General features: G+C 72.0%; 15 protein-coding genes and 1 tRNA gene. 9 read left to right on the top strand and 7 right to left on the bottom strand.

Going from position 1 to position 19038, the window contains the following annotated elements:
- Positions 1-40 precede the first annotated feature (40 nt).
- Positions 41-2329, bottom strand: coding sequence for a transglycosylase domain-containing protein (locus tag DPA01S_RS00695; protein ID WP_061913482.1), 2289 nt, complete (start codon positions 2327-2329; stop codon positions 41-43).
- Positions 2330-2459: 130 nt separating this feature from the next.
- Positions 2460-2858, bottom strand: a complete 399-nt coding sequence (locus DPA01S_RS00690) for a DUF5318 family protein (RefSeq protein WP_061913540.1) — start codon at positions 2856-2858, stop codon at positions 2460-2462.
- Between the two features lie 231 nt (positions 2859-3089).
- Here DPA01S_RS00690 and DPA01S_RS00685 point away from each other — a divergent pair, with 231 nt between their 5' ends.
- From DPA01S_RS00685 to DPA01S_RS00665, 5 genes are all read left to right on the top strand, one after another.
- On the top strand, positions 3090-3641 hold the full coding sequence (locus DPA01S_RS00685) for a PadR family transcriptional regulator (RefSeq protein ID WP_061913479.1): 552 nt from the start codon (positions 3090-3092) through the stop codon (positions 3639-3641).
- Entirely contained in the window at positions 3638-4726 is a 1089-nt protein-coding gene (locus DPA01S_RS00680) for an inositol-3-phosphate synthase (protein WP_061913477.1), read from the top strand. The genes DPA01S_RS00685 and DPA01S_RS00680 overlap by 4 nt, the downstream gene beginning before the upstream one ends.
- Positions 4727-4748: 22 nt before the next feature.
- Positions 4749-5330 carry a hypothetical protein gene (locus DPA01S_RS00675; RefSeq protein WP_061913474.1) on the top strand — a complete coding sequence of 194 codons (582 nt, stop codon included), beginning with the start codon at positions 4749-4751 and terminating at the stop codon, positions 5328-5330.
- Positions 5331-5423: 93 nt separating this feature from the next.
- On the top strand, positions 5424-6092 hold the full coding sequence (locus DPA01S_RS00670) for a HemK2/MTQ2 family protein methyltransferase (protein ID WP_061913472.1): 669 nt from the start codon (positions 5424-5426) through the stop codon (positions 6090-6092).
- Positions 6079-6354 (top strand): CDGSH iron-sulfur domain-containing protein, encoded by a 276-nt coding sequence (locus DPA01S_RS00665; RefSeq protein ID WP_232302939.1) that lies wholly within the window; start codon positions 6079-6081, stop codon positions 6352-6354. Before DPA01S_RS00670 ends, DPA01S_RS00665 begins: the two co-directional genes overlap by 14 nt.
- Before the next feature lie 143 nt (positions 6355-6497).
- On the opposite strand, the gene DPA01S_RS00660 is transcribed toward DPA01S_RS00665, so the two are convergent.
- Both DPA01S_RS00660 and DPA01S_RS00655 read right to left on the bottom strand, forming a co-directional pair.
- The gene (locus DPA01S_RS00660; protein ID WP_061913468.1) at positions 6498-7514 is read right to left on the bottom strand and encodes an iron-containing redox enzyme family protein; all 1017 of its coding nucleotides are present in this window, start codon (positions 7512-7514) and stop codon (positions 6498-6500) included.
- A 9-nt stretch (positions 7515-7523) separates the two neighbouring features.
- Complete coding sequence (locus tag DPA01S_RS00655) at positions 7524-8849, bottom strand: hypothetical protein (RefSeq protein WP_061913466.1); 1326 nt, start codon at positions 8847-8849, stop codon at positions 7524-7526.
- Positions 8850-9054: 205 nt separating this feature from the next.
- On the opposite strand from DPA01S_RS00655, the gene fdh reads away from it, so the two are divergent.
- From fdh to nrfD, 3 genes are read left to right on the top strand one after another with little or no spacing between them, the layout of a single operon-like run.
- Positions 9055-12312, top strand: coding sequence for a formate dehydrogenase (gene fdh, locus DPA01S_RS00645; protein WP_232302946.1), 3258 nt, complete (start codon positions 9055-9057; stop codon positions 12310-12312).
- A 4-nt stretch (positions 12313-12316) separates the two neighbouring features.
- Positions 12317-13282: a 4Fe-4S dicluster domain-containing protein gene (locus DPA01S_RS00640; RefSeq protein ID WP_061913462.1), complete on the top strand. Its 966-nt coding sequence runs from the start codon at positions 12317-12319 to the stop codon at positions 13280-13282.
- Positions 13282-14373, top strand: a complete 1092-nt coding sequence (nrfD, locus tag DPA01S_RS00635; protein WP_375545243.1) for an NrfD/PsrC family molybdoenzyme membrane anchor subunit — start codon at positions 13282-13284, stop codon at positions 14371-14373. Before DPA01S_RS00640 ends, nrfD begins: the two co-directional genes overlap by 1 nt.
- Before the next feature lie 8 nt (positions 14374-14381).
- Here the strand turns inward: nrfD and selB are convergent, their stop codons facing one another.
- The 3 genes from selB to DPA01S_RS00620 all read right to left on the bottom strand — a co-directional run bounded on the left by selB (position 14382) and on the right by DPA01S_RS00620 (position 17615).
- Entirely contained in the window at positions 14382-16154 is a 1773-nt protein-coding gene (gene selB / locus DPA01S_RS00630; protein ID WP_198150698.1) for a selenocysteine-specific translation elongation factor, read from the bottom strand.
- Positions 16154-17416: an L-seryl-tRNA(Sec) selenium transferase gene (gene selA, locus DPA01S_RS00625; protein WP_061913534.1), complete on the bottom strand. Its 1263-nt coding sequence runs from the start codon at positions 17414-17416 to the stop codon at positions 16154-16156. Before selA ends, selB begins: the two co-directional genes overlap by 1 nt.
- Positions 17417-17519: 103 nt before the next feature.
- Positions 17520-17615, bottom strand: a tRNA-Sec gene (locus DPA01S_RS00620).
- A 167-nt stretch (positions 17616-17782) separates the two neighbouring features.
- Here DPA01S_RS00620 and selD point away from each other — a divergent pair.
- Positions 17783-18793, top strand: coding sequence for a selenide, water dikinase SelD (gene selD / locus DPA01S_RS00615; protein WP_061913458.1), 1011 nt, complete (start codon positions 17783-17785; stop codon positions 18791-18793).
- Positions 18794-19038 lie beyond the last annotated feature (245 nt).

The following is a 19038-nucleotide window of genomic DNA, read 5'->3' as shown; positions in this document are numbered from 1 at the left end:
GGCCCGCGGCGCCCGCGATCCGGCCACTGCGGGCCGCGGGTCAGGGCCCGCCGTCCGTGGCGTCGCCGCCGTCGTTCCCGCCGCCCGTGTCGCCACCGCCCGTGTTGCCGCCGCCCGTGTTGCCGCCGGCCCCGCCTGGGCCCGGCGCGGGCGCGGGGGCGGGCTGGGCCGGGGCGGGCGCACCGGCGCCGGGGATGACGATCTCCGGCAGGCCGGGCACCTGGATGGTCAGCGGGCCGGGGGCCTGCGGGGCGGGTGCGGGCTGGACGGGCGCGGGCGCGACGCTCGGCTGGGGAGCGGTGTCGCCGGTCCCGGTACCGCCCGTGGTGCCCGAGCCGGTCCCGGAGGACCCCCACGAGGAGCGTCCGGCCTGACCGCCGATGTAGCCGGGCTCGGGGAAGGACTCCCAGTCGGTCCCGGACAGCGCGCCGTCCATGGCCGACTTCCAGATGTCGGCGGGCACGGAGGCGCCGTACATCGTGCCGCCCCAGGCGTTGAGCAGCGGCTTGTTGTCGTCGGTGCCGACCCAGACCGCGGTGGCGATCGACGGGGTGTAGCCGACGAACCAGGCGTCCTTGTTGTAGCCGGTGTCGCCGAGCTGGGTGGTGCCGGATTTGGACGCCGAGGGGCGGCCGCCGGCCAGCGCATGGCCGTTCGAGTAGGCGGCGATGGGCTCCATCGCGGACGTGAGGTTGTTGGCGACGTCGGCCTCGACCACCTCCTCGCCCTCGATCGACGAGTTGTCCAGGAGCACCTCGCCGTCGGCGGTCTCGACCCGCTCGATGAAGTGCGTGGGCCGGTGGACACCCTCGGCGGCGAAGGTCGCCAGGCCGGTCGCCATGTCACGGACGCGGATGGGGTACTGGCCCAGGATGAGGCCGTCGTACGGATCCTCACCCTGCTCGCTCAGGGTCTCCCACGGCAGACCCGGGATCTGCTTGGGGATGCCCGTGCGGTGGGCCATGTCGCGGACGTCGTTGGCCCCGTTGTCCAGCATGCGCTGGAGCCGGATGAACGAGGTGTTGAGCGACAGCAGCAGCGCCTGGGAGATCGAGCAGGAGCCACAGGACCGGCCGTCGACGTTGGTGACCGTGACGTTGCCCGTGGTGACCGGAGCGGAGGAGATCTGGGTGCCGAGGCCGATGCCCTGCTCGAGGGCGGCAGCGACACCGAAGATCTTGAACGTCGAACCGGTCTGCAGCGGGGCGTTGGCGTAGTCCCAGCCCTCGGCCTCCTCGCCGCCGTAGTAGCCGATCACGCCGCCGGTGCGCGGGTTGATCGACACCACCGCCGTGCGGTTGTCCGGACTCTCGCCCTGCATGTTGGAGCGCGCCGCGTTGACGACCGCGTCCTGGGTCTTGGGATCGATCGTGGTGATGATCTTGAGACCGCGGGTGTTGAGCATCTGCTCGTCGATCCCGGACTGGGCGAGCTCGGCGAGCACCTGGCGCCGGATCGGGCCGTTGGTGGGGTCGCCGACGTTCTGCTCGACGGCCTGCGGATCCTCGACCACCTGCGGGAACACGGCGTTGCCGCGCTGCTGCGCGTCGATGGCACCCATGTCCCGCATGCCGTCCATGACGTAGTTCCACCGTCGCTCGGAGGCCTCGCGGTTGTTGAGCGGATCCAGGGCGGAGGGCGACTGGATGACGCCGGCCAGCAGCGCACCCTCCTCCACCGTCAGCGCCTCGACGGGCTTGTTGAAGTAGGCGGTGGAGGCGGCGGCGATACCGTAGGCGCCGCGGCCGAAGTAGATGGTGTTGAGGTAGGCCTCGAGGATCTGGTCCTTGGACCACTCGTTCGTCATCTTGGCGGCGATGATGATCTCTTTGGCCTTGCGCTCGTAGGTGGGCGCGTCCCCGACCATCGTGTTCTTGACGTACTGCTGCGTGATGGTGGAGCCGCCGCCCGCGCTGGACTCGCCCGTGATCTGCCCGATCACCGCACGGCCGATGCCGGTGGGGTCATAACCTTCGTTGGTGTAGAAGGAGCGGTCCTCGGCGGCGATGACCGCGTTGCGCACGTGGACGGGCACCGTGTCGAGCTCGATGAGGGTGCGGTTCCCCTCGGGCGGGACGATGCGACCGATCATCGTGGTGCCGTCGCTCTGGTAGATCTCCGAGATCTGCTCCGTGCGGACGCTGCCGGGATCGGGGATCTCCGTGCGGTTGTAGGTCACGACCGCCACCGTGAGGGGGACGACCAGGAGGACGACGGCGAGGAGGATCACCGTCGTCCAGACCGGATGGCGACGGACCCACCCGGCCTGCTCCGAGGCCCTGCCCCGGTCCTCGTCGGCGGCCTTACCCGTCCTGCCGTTCTGCGCCATGCTCTACCCTCCCGCGAGCCGATCCGACCGACCCGGAAGGCCCCCGGCGGCGGTGCTCTGGCGACCATTGTGTACGAAAAGGGCGCCGACTCTGTACTCCGGAGGCGCTGTCGGGCACCCGGCGGGGTGTTCAGCGGTGGCGTCGGAGCTCTCTGGCCGCCCGTCGTACGCGCTTTCCGGTCCCCGGCGTGAGCCCCACCTCGTAGGACTCGACGAGGTGGTTCCACGAGCAGCTGCGGCACACCTCGACGACGTGGACGGTGAACTCGTCGTGGGACAGGGCGAGCTGCTCGATCTCGTCGGCACCGCGGGCGGAGCCGGACGCCGGGCCCAGGTCGTCGCCGAACACCCAGGACACCTCGGTGAGGTTCTCCTTGCGGCAGACCGGGCACACGGTGTCGGTGACCACGCCGTGGAAGCCGGCCGCGCGCAGGAGGTAGACGTCCGCGTCGCAGACCTCGCGTAGGGACAGGCCGCCCTCGCGCAGGGACGCCAGGACGCCGCGACGGCGCAGCGCGAAGTCCACCACCCGGCGGCGCCGCAGCGCCGCACGGCCGGTGGGGTCCTCCGGCCCCGGCGGGAGGCCGGGTCGCGGGAAGCGGGAGTCGGCCTGGTCCACGACCCCAGCGTACGGCTCCCGCGGGGACCCCGGGCCGGATGGCGCTCGCCGGTATATCGCTCCGATACATCAGTGGGTGTACGATCGGTGACCGTCGCATGACATCCGCAGACACGACCGACGTGGGAAGGGGGAGGTGGAGTGCTGGAACTGGCCATCCTGGGACTGCTCGACGAGCGGCCGATGCACGGGTACGAGCTGCGCAAGCGGCTGTCCGAGATGCTCGGGACGGTCCGGACGGTGTCCTTCGGCTCCCTCTATCCGACGCTGCGTCGCCTCCGACACCAGGGAGACATCGTCGAGGACTCCTCGGCCGCCACCGCTACCCGGCCACCCGCTACGGCGCGGCGCGGTCGCAAGACCTACCGCATCACCACGCGCGGCAAGGAGACGCTGGCGACCCTGCTCGACGAACCCGGCGCGTCGTCGTTCACCGACGACGGCTTCGGCGTCCACCTGGCCTTCTTCGACCGCACGCCCGGCCCCGCCCGGGTGCGGCTACTCGAGGGCCGACGGCGGGTCCTGGAGGAGCGACGCGAGGGTCAACGCGATGCCGCCGCACGCACCGGCCCCGCCGAACTGCGGTACGCCCGGCAGCTCACCCTGCTCGGGCTCGAGACCAGCGAGCGCGAGCTGCGGTGGATCAACGAGCTCATCCGGACCGAGAACCCATCACAAGGAGAACCCCAATGACCGACCAGAAGGTGCGCGTCGCGATCGTCGGCGTCGGCAACTGTGCGTCCTCGCTCGTGCAGGGCGTGGAGTACTACAAGGACGCGGCGGTCGACTCGACCGTCCCCGGCCTCATGCACGTGAAGTTCGGCGACTACCACGTGGGCGACGTGGATTTCGTCGCCGCGTTCGACGTCGACGGCAAGAAGGTCGGCATGGACCTCGCCGAGGCCATCCGCGCCTCCGAGAATAACACCATCTCCATCTGCGACGTCCCGCCCACCGGCGTGACCGTGCAGCGCGGCCCCACTCTCGACGGCCTGGGTAAGTACTACCGCGAGACGATCGAGGAGTCCGCCGCCGAGCCCGTCGACGTCGTGCAGGCACTGCGTGACGCCGAGGTCGACGTGCTGGTGAGCTACCTGCCCGTCGGCTCGGAGGAGGCCGACAAGTTCTACGCGCAGTGCGCGATCGACGCCGGTGTCGCGTTCGTCAACGCCCTACCCGTGTTCATCGCCTCCGACCCCGAGTGGGCGGAGAAGTTCCGCTCCGCCGGCGTCCCGATCGTCGGCGACGACATCAAGAGCCAGGTCGGCGCCACCATCACCCACCGCGTGATGGCCAAGCTCTTCGAGGACCGCGGCGTCGCGCTGGACCGCACGTACCAGCTCAACGTCGGCGGCAACATGGACTTCAAGAACATGCTCGAACGGGACCGCCTCGAGTCCAAGAAGGTCTCCAAGACCCAGGCCGTGACCTCGAACCTCGAGGGCTCGCTCAAGGACAAGGTCCACGACCGCAACGTGCACATCGGCCCCTCGGACTACGTGGAGTGGCTCGACGACCGCAAGTGGGCGTACGTTCGTCTCGAGGGACGTGCGTTCGGTGACGCCCCCATCAACCTGGAGTACAAGCTCGAGGTGTGGGACTCCCCCAACTCGGCGGGCATCATCATCGACGCCGTCCGCGCGGCCAAGATCGCCAAGGACCGCGGGATCGGCGGGCCGATCCTGCCGGCCTCGGCGTACCTGATGAAGTCCCCGCCGGTCCAGATGGCGGACGACAAGGCCCGCGCCGAGCTCGAGGCCTTCATCATCGGGGCCTGACCAGCGCATCACAGAGGACCGTATGAACCCCACCGCGACGCACCACCCGCACGCCACCACGGGACGTCGCCGTGTCCCGGCCGTCATCGCACTCGCGATGGCGGCCGGGGTCGCACTCTCGGCCTGTTCCGCCGACCCGGACGGCGAACCGGCCGCCCCGCCGGCGACGGCGTCGAGCACCTCGTCGTCGTCGACCCCCTCGTCCGCCACGCCGACCCGCGACACCGCCGAACCGGTGTCCGCGACGGCCACCGCCGCCGCGCCCGCGGCGCCCGCACCTCCTCCGCAGCTGCCCGCCAACGTCGTGGGCGCCGGCGGGCCGTGCCAGATGCTCGGCGAGGTCGCGCAGGCCGAGAACGGGTCCGCGCTGTTCTGCACCGAGGACCCCCGCGGCGCCGGCCCGTTGTGGCTGCCCCGCGCCGGCTCCGTGCCCGACGCCGGCGAGGGCGGGGGCGGGGGCGGGCTCGCCGAGGCCGTCGGCCAGCCACGCCCCGGCGGGCCGTGCGCGCAGGAGGGCCTCGCCGTGACCGGCGCCGACGACACCGTCCTGACCTGCCGACTCACCGGCGGCGCGGACGTGCCCGGCGGCCTCTACTGGCAGTAGCAGCCGCGTCAATCGCGGTCACATCGGTTGCAGGCGCCGGCCTTCACAGATTGACTGGGCAGCATCTGACCCCCTGCCCGACCGGAGGCCCCGATGACCCAGACCCGGTTCGCCCATATCGAGGTCGACGACGGCGTGTACGCCCCGCAAGACGATTCCTGGCTGCTCTGCGACGCACTCGACAAGTGCGACGTGGTCGCCGGTAAGCGCGTGCTCGACATCTGTACAGGCAGCGGGATCCTGGCCATCGAGGCCGCACTCAAGGGCGCCCTCGAGGTGGTCGCCTACGACATCTCCCCCGCCGCCGTCGCCTGCGCGTCCAGCAACGCGGAGCGGGCGGGCGTCGACGTCGTCGTCCGCCTCGGCACGCTGGCCGACGCCCGCTACGCCGGGCCCTTCGACGTGGTGGTGTCCAACCCGCCGTACGTCCCCTCCGACGCCCCGCTCGAGGGCACCGGCCCCAACCGCGCGTGGGACGCGGGCGCCAACGGGCGGGTCGTGCTCGACCAGCTCTGCGAGCTCGCCCCCGACCTGCTCGCACCCGGCGGGACCATGCTCATCGTGCACTCGGAGTTCTCCGACCCGCCGGAGACCGTCCGCAGGATGAAGGAGGTCGGGTTCACCGCGCGGCCGATCGCCACGCGCACCGTCGACTTCGGGCCTGTCATGGCCTCGTACGCCGAGCGCCTCGAGGCCGCCGGTCTGCTCGAGCCCGGACGGCGCGAGGAGGAATTGGTGGTGATCCGCGTTGACCGCAGCTGAGCGCGGGACGCGCGGGTCCGACGGCTCGGCTGGTGGCGGAAGCGGCGCGTCGCGCGATGCCCGGCGCGTACGGATCGTGCCGGGCGGCCCGATCCTGGTCGAGGGGCCGGTCGACATGACCACGCCCGACGGGCACCGGGTGTGCTCGGACCGCTTCGTGGTGGCCGTGTGCGCGTGCCGACGCAGCAAGAACTACCCGCTGTGCGACACCAGCCACCGCCGGAAGGTGCGCCCCACCGACACGGAGGACGCGCAGGGCTGACCGCCCAACCAGAAATCCGCTACCCCGAGTAGGGATCCGCTACCCCTGTGGGAGTAGCGGATCAGGAGCGGGAGTAGCGGATGTGGGGCGGGGGCTGCGTCGGCCCCGCCGACTCGCACGGTGGGGCGGGGGCGCGAGACGCGTCAGGGCAGGAGCGAGGACTCGCCGCGCTTCCACGCCGCGAGCATCTTCTCGGCCGCGAGGTCGTCGAGGTAGTCCAGCGCCCGCATCCCGAACACGATGTCGGCGGCCAGCTCGGGCTCCCGTCCGACCAGGTCGCCCACCACGTCGTGGCGCATGACCTGCTCGTGGACCGCGTCGGCCTCGACGTGCTCAGCGTAGAAGTGCACACACTCCTCGGGGGCGTCCATCCGGCGCAGACCCGCCACCAGCCGCGCGGATCCCGGCGACGAGGTGATCTCGATCGCCGCGAAGTGTCCCATCGCGGCGCCGCGCAGCGACCGGTGCAGGCCGAACATCGACATGAGGTTCACCGTCGACAGCGTCTCGGCGCTCACCCGGTCGATGTAGCCGAGATACGACGGGTCCAGTCCGGCCGCGCTCATGAGGTCCGCCCACAGTTGTTGGTGAACGCGATCGCCGCGGCCACCGCCGAACTCGTCGAACTCGACGGCTACGAACGACGCCTTGGCCTGACCCTGCAGCCGCGGGATCGCGAACGCGTGCGGGTCACCCTCCTTGAGGTGGTACAGCGAGCGGTGGGCGATGTACTCGCGGATCTGATCCCACGTGCCCTCGTCCTTGAAGTACCACGACTGGCCGGTGCCGGAAGTGGCCTCGACCGACATCGCGTCCATCTCGGCCACCGGGTCGTCGCCCGGCTCGACCGCGCCACGCAGGTGCGCGAGGAACACCCGCTCGAGGTCCCGACGCATCCGCAGGATCTCCGGGTCCCACTCGAGTTCGGCATCGACGCCGTCAAAGCCCCGGTAGTGCAGCTCGTACAACGTGTAGAGCGTCAGCTGCAGGTCGCGGCCCAACGGCTCGACCTCGGCCGGGACCGCCGGAAGCCGGTCCGTGCGCCCGGTCGACAGAGCCTCGGTCGCCGCATCCGACAGCGGCCCGCACGCGCGGGGCAGCGGAGGCGCGGTCGACGTGGCGTCGTTCACGGGAGCGAGGTCGGCGGGTGCGGCGGTCATGCCCCTTGTCTACCCTCTCGACCGGCCATCCTCCACCTGCCGAGAGGACTCGGAGTCGCCGTCTGCGATGACGCCCCCTCGGTCCGAGGCCCTGTCGTCGTCGACCTCTCGGCGCTCGTCACCGCCGGCGGCCGTGTCGCCACCGGGGTGCTCGCCGCGGCCCTGCTCGCCGTGGCTCTCCTCACCGCGGCCGCGGGCGGCGTTGTCGGCGTCGCCGTCGGCGTCGTCGTTGTCGTCGTCGTCATGCTCGCGCTCGATCCGCTGCTGCTCCTGCTGCTCGTCGGGGTCGCCCTCACGGCTCTGGTAGCTGTCGAACATCTTGCGGCGCTCGTGCCACCGCAGGCTGTAGGTGGCCTCGCGCACCACGTTCTCGTCGTCGAAGTTCGATCCCAGGGCGCCGGCGAAGGCGCCCAGGCAGCTGGACAACCACGCCAGGTGGACGTAGTCGAGCAGGACCGTGGGGCGACCGAGCTGCGTCCCCAGGTAGTCAGCGTCCATCACTGTGAGCGCCAGGACGAACATCGCCGCCAGGAGGGCGACGAACATGATGCCCACGCCGACCCCCACGGTCAGCACCGTGGCCGCGTTGTCCATTCTGCGGTTGCCCGGGGTGAACTCGTCGTTCCGCCGGGTCCAGAGCCCGTTGCGCAGGATGAGCCACGCGACCAGCGTGAGAACCCCCATCACGCTGATGAGCAGCAATCTGAGCGCGTGCAGCTCCACCGACAGCGCGGCGATGCTGCCGTAGAAGATGCCGAAGGCGCCCGTGCCCGCGCCGGCGGCCACGACGCCGGACAGGGCCGTTACCATCCGGGCGGGCCGGTTGTTGTGCACCATGCCCGCGAGCAGGCGGGCCTTGTTGACGAGCCCACGCCGGTGCGCCGGGGGCAGGTCGTCGGTGCCGGGCACACCCATTCCGTCGCGGTGGGTCCCCGAACGCACCAGCCGGAGCGCCAGCTCGCGGACCTTCGACCGCACGCGGAACACACCCAGCACCGGCACGCACACCAGGGCGGCCGCGGTCGAGCGGCTGACGTCGTACAACACCGGCACACCGTCGGGGTGGGTCGCCAGGTCCGTCAGATAGATCACGAAGTCCCACCCGTGCTGCTGCAGCAAGCGGGGGGCGTGATCGGTGAGCCGGATCTCTCCCTCCGGCCCCAGCGGGAGGGTCTCCTGGTCGACCTCCACCCGCCAGCGTCCACCGAGTTCACGGCCGAGGTCCTCGGCGAGGTCGTCCGCGATCGCCACCGCGACCCGGCGGGGCACTCCGGGGTCGGCCATGAGTCCCACGGTCGCGAACGCCCCGGTATCGGTCTGAGTCTGCTCGTCCACGCCACCATGATGCAGGTCGGCGGCGTTCCGGGGAATGGTCGGTCACCGCCCGCCCGCGACCGGGCGGGTCCGACGGTGCTCCGGTTGCGGGGCCCGGGGGGCTCGCGTTACATGGGGCACGTACGCGAGTACGGGAGGTGGCATGTCGGAGACGGAGAACCAGCAGTCCGGGCCGGATCGGCCCCGGGGGGGGTCCGGGCCCGAGCTGGCGAGGTACGGCTCGCCGCTCAACTGGCCCGTGTTGCGCCAGCTGGCCGGGTCCGACCTGCTCGGCCGCGGCAGCGCCACCCGTTCGCGCCGCTCGCTGGAGATCACCCCTCGTACGAAGACGGCCGACAAGGTGGTCAAGAGCGTCTGCCCGTTCTGCGCGGTCGGGTGCGGCCAAGACGTCTACGTCTCCGACGGCGAGGTCGTCCAGATCGAGGGGGATGACGATAGCCCCATCTCGCGCGGTCGCCTGTGCCCAAAGGGATCCGCGAGCAAGCAGCTCGTGACCAACCCCGGGCGCATCACCACGGTCCTCCACCGCAAGCCGTACGCCACAGAGTGGGAGGAACTGGACCTCGAGACGGCGATGGACATGGTCGCCGAGCGCGTCCTGGCGTCGCGGGAAGAGTTCTGGGAGGACACGGACGACAAGGGCGACACGGTCCGGCGCACCCGCGGCTTAGCCAGCCTCGGCGGGGCGACGCTGGACAATGAGGAGAACTACCTCATGAAGAAGCTCTACACGGCGCTCGGCGCCATCGAGGTGGAGAACCAGGCCAGAATTTGACACTCCTCCACCGTTCCCGGTCTGGGAACCTCGTTCGGGCGTGGTGGTGCCACGAACTACCAGCAGGATCTGGCCAACGCTGACTGCATCGTCATCCAGGGCTCCAACATGGCCGAGGCCCACCCCGTGGGTTTCCAGTGGGTCATGGAGGCCAAGCGGCGCGGCGCGACCATCATCCACGTGGACCCGCGGTTCACGCGCACCAGCGCCCTCGCGGACCTGCACGTGCCGATCCGCGCCGGCTCGGACATCGCGTTCCTCGGCGGGCTGATCAACCACGTCCTGACCACCGACTCCTACTTCCACGAGTACGTTCGTGCCTACACCAACGCGTCGACGATCATCGGCGAGGAGTTCCTCGACACCGAAGACCTGGCGGGCCTGTTCTCCGGGTTCGACAGCGGGGACCGGACGTACGACTTCGAGTCGTGGCAGTACGAGGGTCGCGGCAACGACATGCCGGACGAGAGCGGCTCGGGCGAGGACGACTCGGACGACGAGCCCGCGGAAGTCCCCGGCGCCGCCGGCGCCCGCGCTTCGGCGACCACCACCGACCCGAACGTGGACGAGACCCTCCAGCACCCGCGGTGCGTCTTCCAGATCCTCAAGCGGCACTTCAGTCGCTACACCCCGGAGATGGTCGAGCGCACCTGCGGCATCGCGACGGAGGACTTCCACCGCGTCGCCCGGGCGCTGACCGAGAACTCGGGGCGGGAACGCACGTCGGCGTTCTGCTACGCGGTCGGCTGGACCCAGCACACCGTGGGCGTGCAGTACATCCGCACGGCCGCGATCCTGCAGTTGCTGCTCGGCAACATCGGCCGGCCCGGCGGCGGCATCATGGCGCTGCGCGGGCACGCGAGCATCCAGGGCTCCACCGACATCCCCACGCTGTTCGACCTGCTGCCCGGTTACCTGCCCACTCCGGACGCGCACAGCCAACCGGATCTGGACAGCTACATCGGCACCGACGACGAGGCACAGGGATTCTGGGGCAACATGCGCTCGTACACGGTCAGCCTGCTCAAGGCGTGGTGGGGTGACGCGGCCACCGAGGACAACGACTTCGCCTACGGCTATCTGCCCAAGCTCACCGACAAGGCCGACTCGACCGCGACCGTGCAGCGCCAGGTCGACGAGGGCGGCGGCGGCTACTTCCTGGTGGGTGAGAACCCGGCGGTGGGCACCGCGAACGGGCGGATGCAGCGCGCCGGGCTGGCCAATCTCGACTGGCTGGTCGTCCGCGACCTCGTCATGATCGAGTCGGCCGACTTCTGGAAGAACGGGCCGGAGATCGAGACCGGCGAGATGCGCACCGAGGACATCGGCACCGAGGTGTTCTTCTTCCCCGCCGCCAACCACGTGGAGAAGAAGGGCACGTTCACCAACACGCAGCGGCTCCTGCAGTGGCGGCACCAGGCCGTCGAGCCGCCGGGAGACGCGCGAAGCGAACTGTGGTTCTACTACCACCTCGGGCGTCGTCTCAAGGAGAAGATGGCCGGCTCCACCGATCCGCGCGACCGGCCGCTGCTGGACCTGACGTGGGATTACCCGATGGAACCCGGGACGGTGGACGAGCCGGACGCCGAGGCCGTGCTCGCCGAGATCAACGGCCGCGGCCCCGACGGCGAGCCGCTGTCCACGTTCACGCAGCTCAAGCCGGACGGGTCGACCGCGTGCGGCTGTTGGATCTACTGCGGCGTCTACGCCGACGGCGTGAACCAGGCCGCGCGGCGCACGTCGCGGCACGAACAGGGTCCGGTGGCCCCGGAGTGGGGCTGGGCGTGGCCGGCCAACCGACGCATCCTCTACAACCGTGCCTCGGCGGACCCGGAGGGCCGACCGTGGAGTGAGCGCAAGGCGCTGATCCGCTGGGACCCGGATGCGAACGACGGCGCCGGCCGGTGGGTGGGTGACGATGTGCCCGACTTCGAGGCCCACAAGTCACCGGACTACACCCCGCCCTCGGGGGCGGTGGGCCCGGAGGCGATCAGTGGCGCGCAGCCGTTCATCATGCAGGACGACGGCGTGGGGTGGCTCTATGCGCCCCGCGGGCTCGCCGACGGTCCGTTGCCCGCGCACTACGAGCCGCCGGAGTCGCCCGTGTCCAACCCGGTCTATCCGGGCCGGGACGCCAACCCCGCCCGGTCGATCCGGCCGGGTCGGTACAACGAGACCCAGCCGGGTCACGGGGATCCGGGGACGGACGTGTTCCCGTTCGTCTTCACCACCTACCGACTGACCGAGCACCACACGGCGGGGGCCATGAGCCGGACGCTGCCGTACCTGTCCGAACTGCAGCCGGAGTTCTTCTGCGAGATCTCCCCGGAGCTCGCGCGTGAGCGGGGCCTGGTCAACGGCGGGTGGGCGACGATCGTGACCGCCCGTTCCGCGATCGAGGCCCGCGTCCTGGTGACCCGTCGGATGACGCCGCTGCAGATCGACGGCCGGACACTCCACCAGATCGGGCTGCCCTACCACTGGGGTGGCAACGGCGTGAGCATCGGCGACCCGGCCAACGACCTGTTGCCGCAGCAACTCGACCCCAACGTGTCCATCCCCGCGACCAAGGCGACGAGCTGTGACATCGTCGCGGGACGCCGCCCGCGTGGCCCCGCGCTGCTCGAGTTCGTCGAGGAGTACCGTCGCCGCGCCGGCGTGCCCACCGAACCGGGAACGGAGAGCTAAAGCCATGTCCGCCTTCCTGTCCGACCTCGGACGGTCCTTCTTCGGTGACATCGACCCGGCCGGGGACAACGGCTACTCGGATCCGCCGCCGCGCAAGGGCTTCTTCACCGACACCAGCGTGTGTATCGGCTGCAAGGCCTGCGAGGTGGCGTGCAAGGAGTGGAACCTCATCCCCGAGGACGGCATCGAGCTGTCCGGGATGAGTTACGACAACACCCAGGCGCTGGGGGCGTCCACGTGGCGACACGTCGCCTTTATCGAGCAGGAGGTGCCCGCGCGGGTGGCGGACGCGTCCGTCGCGCCGGCGCCGAGTGCGCCCGTCGACCTGGGCATGCCGGCGCCGACCCTGCCCGGTGATTCACCCGGCGCCGGCGAGCCCACGGACTTCCGCTGGCTCATGGAGTCGGACGTGTGCAAGCACTGCACCCACGCGGCGTGCGTGGACGTGTGCCCGACCGGTGCGCTCATGCACACCGAGTTCGGCACGGTGGTGGTGCAGAGCGACATCTGCAACGGGTGCGGGTACTGCGTGAGCGCGTGCCCGTACGGCGTGATCGAGCGGCGCTCGGGGCCGGCGAGCGACCCCGCGGTGGGTATCGCGCAGAAGTGCACGCTCTGCTACGACCGGCTCACCGAGGGCCAGACCCCGGCGTGCGCCAAGGCGTGCCCCACCGAGTCGATACAGTTCGGTGACCTCGACGAGCTCCGCGAGCGCGCCGCCGGTCGCCTCGACCAGCTGGTCGAGGCCGGCGAACCCCATGCCCAGCTGTACGGCCACGACTCCCGCAACGGCGTGGGCGGCACGGGCGCGTTCTTCCTCCTGCTCGACGACCCCGAGGTGTACGGGCTGCCGCCGGATCCCGTGGTGACGACACGGCACGTGGGGTCGATGTGGCGTCAGGCGGCGCTGGCGGCCGTGACGCTATTGGGCGGCGCCGTGGCGGCGTTCGCCGCGGGGGGACGATCCTGATGGCCGTCGACGGTGGGAACCGCGCCGAGCACGACGACGACAAGGCGGGCATTCCCGGGGGCCCGGGGCAGACCACCCGGACCCGCCGGAAGGGCCGGGGCGGCCGCGAGCAGGCCATGGTGCCCCCCGCGGAGTTCCGCTCGTATTACGGAAAGCCGATCGTCAAGGCTCCCCCGTGGAAGTACGACATCGCGGCGTATCTCTTCCTCGGCGGGTTGGCCGGTGGCTCGTCGCTCCTCGCGGCCGGTGCGGACCTCGCCGGGTTGCCGAACCAGCGTCGTTCGGCGCGGATCGTCGCGCTCGGCGGGATCACCGGCAGCTTGTATTACCTGGTCCACGACCTGGGGCGCCCGGAGCGGTTCCACCACATGCTGCGGGTGCTCAAGCTCACCTCGCCGATGAGCGTGGGCACCTGGATCCTCTCGGCATATGGGCCGTTCGCGGGCATGGCGCTCGGTGAGGAGATCGTGCCGCTGCTGCCCGAGAAGCTCGCCCGGCGGCTACCCACCGAGCTCATCACCCGGGCGTCGCGGCCGGCCGGCATCGTCGCGGCGCTCGTCGCCCCGGCGGTCGCGTCGTACACGGCGGTGCTGCTCACCGACACGTCCCTGCCGAGCTGGAGCGCCGCGCGTCGGGAGCTGCCGTTCGTCTTCGTCGGCAGTGCCGCGGCCGCGTCCGGCGGGGTGGGTCTGCTGCTCAGTCCGCTCGAGGAGACCGGGCCGGCCCGTCGGCTAGCCGTGGGCGGCGCGGCTCTCGAGCTCACGGCGGATCAGATCATGCAGCGGTCGATGGGGATCACCGCGGAGCCGCTGCACGCGGGCCGGGCCGGGAAGTATCACCGGGCGGCGCAGATCCTCACGGGCGCCGGCGCGGTGGGCGCGGTCCTCGGTCGGCGCAGTCGACTGCTGTCCGCGGTGTCCGGGCTGGCGATGGCGGCCGGGTCGGCGTGCACGCGGTGGGCGGTGTTCCACGCGGGCATGGCGTCGGCGGAGGACCCGAAGTACGTGGTGATCCCCCAGCGTGAGCGTCGGGACGCCCGCGGCGGGGGCGAGGCGTACGCGGAGCAGGTGGGCGACGACCGCGCCCGCTGACGACCGGATCAGGTGACGACGTGGCCGTCGTCGCCCTCACGGCGGGTGAGCCCGCGTGCGGCGAGCGCCTCGAGCAGCGGCAACACCACACGCCGCGAGGAGATCAGGTGCGTCCGGGCCGCGCTCGGGGTGAACGGCTGCGGTAGCTGACGGAGCCGGCGCACCGCCTCGTGGTAGACGCTCGGGCCCAGCCACACCCCGGCGCCCAGTCCGGTCAGCAGCCCGGCGCGCTCGCACGCGGCCAGCTCGCGCGGCCCGAGGCCCAGCTCGGCGAACTCGTCGGCGGTCGGCGCGTCGAACGGGGCTGCCCGCAGCCGCTCGGCCACCTGCTCCGCGGCGGACCGGACCTTCTCGGGTAAAGCGGCCGTCCCGGCCGTCACCCGACCGCCCTCCGTACGCAGCGAAGCGGCGGCGGGCTGCGCGAGCACCGCCCCCAGCAGTGCGGCATCCGGCAGGTCGAGGGCACGACGCGCGGCCTCCGTGGGCAGGCCGGGATCGAGGGGGGCGTCGCGGTCGTGCACACGGACGGCCTCGACCAGGCGTCCGGCCAGCGCGGCCGCCCTCTCCGGGTCGATGAGCCACCCGCGGTACGCCTCACCGACGGGCGGGGCGGACACGCCCCACGCCCGCAGGTCGTCGACGTGCGCGACACCCCGACGACGCAGCTCCGACTCCAGCTCCGGCGACTCGGGCACCTGCGCGAGCTCGGCCGCCCGCCGGCGGGCGGCCCCGCGGCGACGCAGCTCCGGAGGCGCGGGATCGAGGACGACGGCACCCGCGGGGATCCGGTCCGCGCCCGGTTCGCGCAGGATCAGCCGGTCCCCGATCCGTATGGGCAGCGGCGCGGAGATCGTCAGCCGCGCGTGGCGCTCGTCGAGGGGCCGGACGCGTGCGGCCACCGCGGCGGAGCCGAGATGCACCATGAGCTGCTCGGGCAGCGCGTCGGTCCGCCCGTCGTCCCGCCCCTCGACCCGCACGTCGACGGTGTCGATCGCCCCCCAGCGGCCCGGCGCCACCAGGGTGCTGCCCCGCGGGACGTCGTCGGCGGCGATCCCGCGGAGGTTGACGGCCACCCGCCCCACCGCCGTGACCTCGTCCCGCGTGTCCCCGAGCGACTGCAGGCCGCGCACGGTGACGCGCGGACCCGACGGCCCGAGCTCGAGCGAGTCGCCCACGCGGATCGTGCCGGCGGGCAGGGTCCCGGTGACGACCGTGCCGGCGCCGCCTATCGTGAACGAGCGGTCCACCCACAGGCGCACGTCGGCGTCGCGGTCCGGTTCGGGCAGGAGCGAGCCGAGCTCGGCCAGCTCGGCGCGCAGTCGGTCCATACCCTCGCCGGTGATCGCGGAGACGCACACGGCCGGGATGTCGGCGAGCGGGGTGCCGGCGAGCGCCTCGCGGGCCTCCGCCAACGCGAGCTCCGGCTCCAGCAGGTCACTGCGGGTGATGACCAGGATCCCGTGCCGCACCCGCAGAGCCGCGAGGGCGTCGAGGTGCTCGGCGGACTGTGGCATCCATCCGTCGTCGGCCGCCACGACGAACATCACCGCCGGCACCGGCCCCACCCCGGCGAGCATGTTCGCGACGAACCGCCGGTGCCCGGGAACGTCGACGAACGCGACGGTCCGGCCGTCGTCGAGGGTGGTGGAGGCGTAACCGAGGTCGATCGTCAGTCCGCGGCGCCGTTCCTCGTCCCACCGGTCGGGCTCCTCGCCCGTCAGCGCGCGGACGAGCGTCGACTTGCCGTGATCGACGTGTCCGGCGGTGGCCACGACGAACATCAGGCGAGCGCCCCCACGCGGAGCACGAGCGCAGCGAGCTCGTCGTCGTCACCCGGAGGCAACGCCCGCAGATCCAGGAGGTACCGGCCCTCGGTGACCCGCCCGAGGACGGCGGGGCGGCCGGCACGCAGCGCGTCGGCGAAGGACTCCGGCAGGGACACCGCGGCGCTGGGGAGCTCGACGCCCGGCGCGCCGCCGCCGCCGACGGCCGCGACCGACCGCACGGCCCGCGCGTCGACCCCGGCCTCGTGCAGACGGCCGGTGATGCGCTCGGCGCGCGCCATGAGCGCGACGGGGTCTGCCTCGAGCCCCACCACGACGTGCGGGCGCGGCCCCCGCAGCGTCGCCTCGAGCGCGGCGAGCGTGAGCTTGTCGACCCGCAGCGCGCGGGCGAGCGGGTGGCGCCGCAGGCGGTGGACGAGCTCGGCGTCGCCGGCCAGGATGCCGGCCTGCGGTCCGCCGAGCAGCTTGTCGCCGCTCGAGGTGACGAGGTCCGCGCCCGCCGCGAGTGTGGTGGTCATGTCCGGCTCGTCGGGGAGCGCGGGATGCGGCGCGAGCAGACCCGACCCGATGTCGACGACCAGCGGCACGCCGAGATCGCGGAGGTCGGCGGGCGGGACGGACGAGGTGAAGCCGCTCACCACGAAGTTCGACGGGTGCACCTTGAGGACGAACGCGGTGGTGTCATCGATCGCGCGGGCGTAGTCGTCGGCATTCACACGGTTGGTCGTGCCTACTTCCCGTAGGCGCGTGCCCGTGGACTCGAGCAGCTCGGGCAGGCGGAAACCGTCCCCGATCTCGACCATCTCGCCGCGCGCGATGACGACCGTGCGGCCCGGGCCGCCCAGCGCCGTCACGGCCAGCGCGAGGGCGGCCGCGCCGTTGTTCACCACGTGCACGCCCCCGGCCGTCGGGACCGCCGAGCGTAGGGCGTCCAGCGCTCCGCGACCCCGTCTGCCACGGCGCCCCGTCGCCAGGTCCAGCTCCACGTCATTGGTCCCCGCCGCCTCGGCGAGCGCCCGCACCGCGGCCTCGGACAGAGGCGCGCGGCCGAGGTTGGTGTGCAGGAGGACCCCGCTGGCGTTGAGGACGCGGGTCAGGGTCACCGCGGCGGTCGGCAGGGCCGCGGTGACGGCGTCGACGATGCCGCCCGGGTCGAGGTCCCCCGAGCGGGCCCGCTGCTGCGCGCGCCGGATCTCTGTCTTGACCAACTCGCGCCCCAGCTCGGCGACGGCGGCGGCGAGCCGTGGGTCGCGGAGCAGGACGTCGGTGGACGGGATGCGACGGCGCGGATCGCCGGCGGCGATCCGAGTGGGCTCCGCGGGCGGCTGCTCGGCGATCGTCGCTCCCCTTCTCGCACGGTTGTGGCGGAGGCGGACGGGAATCGAACCCGCCTGACCGAGATACTCGGCCACGTCGGTTTTGAAGACCGCGGGGACCACCAGGTGCCCGGACGCCTCCCTGCCATCACGAGGGTAGGCGTTCCGCGGCGGACGCGCCCGTCGATCCTCGCGCGTGGGTGCCCGCCGGGTCGCTCACGTGGTCACCCGCCGGGTCGCTCACGTGGTCGCCCGCCCGGCCGCTCGCGTGGGCGCCCGCCCGGCCGCTCGCGTGGTTAGGGTCGGGGTATGGCCACCGACACCGCTTCGTCCCCTGCCCGGTTGACCTCGTACGCGCACGGAGGCGGGTGCGCCTGCAAGATCCCGCCCGGGGCCCTGGAGAACGTCGTCTCGGGACTCGTCGGGGCCCCGGTGCGCGACCCGGCGGCCGAGCTCATCGTGGGGCTGGACGACGGCGACGACGCCGCGGCGGTCCGAATCTCCGACGGCGTCGCCGTGATCAGCACTGCTGACTTCTTCACGCCCGTCGTCGACGACCCTTACGACTGGGGGCGGATCGCGGCCGCCAACGCGTTGTCCGATGTCTACGCGATGGGCGGCACCCCGATCGTGGCCATCAACCTCCTGTGCTGGCCGATGGACGTCCTGCCATACGAGATGGCCGGCGAGGTGCTGCGCGGTGCCCAGGACATCGCGGGAGCCGCCGGTTGCCACGTGGCCGGCGGGCACAGTGTCGACGACCCGGAGCCCAAGTACGGCATGGCCGTCACCGGCACCGCCGACCCCGAGCGGCTGCTGCGCAACGACGCCGGACGCGCCGGGGTGCCGCTGTCGCTGACCAAGCCACTGGGGATCGGCGTGCTCAACAGCCTGCACAAGAACACCGGGGCGGTGAGCGTCGAGGCGATCGAGACGATGACCCGCCTCAACGACGTCGCCTCACGGCAGGCGCTGGCCGCGGGCGTCGAGTGCGCGACCGACGTCACCGGGTTCGGGCTGCTCGGACACCTCTACAAGATGACCCGCGCCAGCGGGGTCTCGGCCGTGATCGACTCGGCCGCCGTGCCCTATCTCGAGGGGGCCCGCAGGGCACTGGCCGACGGGTTCGTCAGCGGCGGGACGCGCCGCAACCTCGACTGGGTGCGTCCGCACCTCGACGCGAAGGTGGGCGAGGACGAGCTGCTGCTGCTCGCCGACGCCCAGACCTCCGGCGGACTGCTGGTGGCCGGCGAGATCCCGGGCGCCCCGGTGATCGGCGAGCTCGTCCCCGCCGGCGACGCCGCCGTCACCGTGCGCTGACGTGGCGGCGAAGGGGCTGCCCCTCCAACCGTAGTGGCGCCGGGCGAGGGTACTGACACGGCGTGCGAGAAGGGATGCCGTGCAATCAGGGCGCGCACCTACCGCCAGATGCGCTGCCGAATTGACCCACGCTGCGCGACTGGTCCCGCGAGGCAGCGCAACCCGGCTAGAACCGGGCAATCCGCCAGCACGAACCGAACGGACAGCGTAAGCGCGGCCTGATGCGCTGCTGGAATGTACGGTAC

The sequence above is a fragment of the Dietzia papillomatosis NBRC 105045 genome, assembly GCF_001570845.1.
In the GTDB taxonomy this organism is placed as follows: domain Bacteria; phylum Actinomycetota; class Actinomycetes; order Mycobacteriales; family Mycobacteriaceae; genus Dietzia; species Dietzia cinnamea.
This window is presented reverse-complemented; position numbering and strand designations above follow the sequence as displayed.

What these genes read in the sequence shown, in the direction of transcription:
- DPA01S_RS00680 (WP_061913477.1), top strand. Translation starts at nt 3,638, where the DNA reads ATGACCGACCAGAAGGTGCGCGTCGCGATCGTCGGCGTCGGCAACTGT.
- DPA01S_RS00675 (WP_061913474.1), top strand. Translation starts at nt 4,749, where the DNA reads ATGAACCCCACCGCGACGCACCACCCGCACGCCACCACGGGACGTCGC.
- DPA01S_RS00670 (WP_061913472.1), top strand. Translation starts at nt 5,424, where the DNA reads ATGACCCAGACCCGGTTCGCCCATATCGAGGTCGACGACGGCGTGTAC.
- DPA01S_RS00640 (WP_061913462.1), top strand. Translation starts at nt 12,317, where the DNA reads ATGTCCGCCTTCCTGTCCGACCTCGGACGGTCCTTCTTCGGTGACATC.
- DPA01S_RS00660 (WP_061913468.1), bottom strand. Translation starts at nt 7,514, where the DNA reads ATGACCGCCGCACCCGCCGACCTCGCTCCCGTGAACGACGCCACGTCG.
- nrfD (WP_375545243.1), top strand. Translation starts at nt 13,282, where the DNA reads ATGGCCGTCGACGGTGGGAACCGCGCCGAGCACGACGACGACAAGGCG.
- DPA01S_RS00695 (WP_061913482.1), bottom strand. Translation starts at nt 2,329, where the DNA reads ATGGCGCAGAACGGCAGGACGGGTAAGGCCGCCGACGAGGACCGGGGC.
- selD (WP_061913458.1), top strand. Translation starts at nt 17,783, where the DNA reads ATGGCCACCGACACCGCTTCGTCCCCTGCCCGGTTGACCTCGTACGCG.
- selB (WP_198150698.1), bottom strand. Translation starts at nt 16,154, where the DNA reads ATGTTCGTCGTGGCCACCGCCGGACACGTCGATCACGGCAAGTCGACG.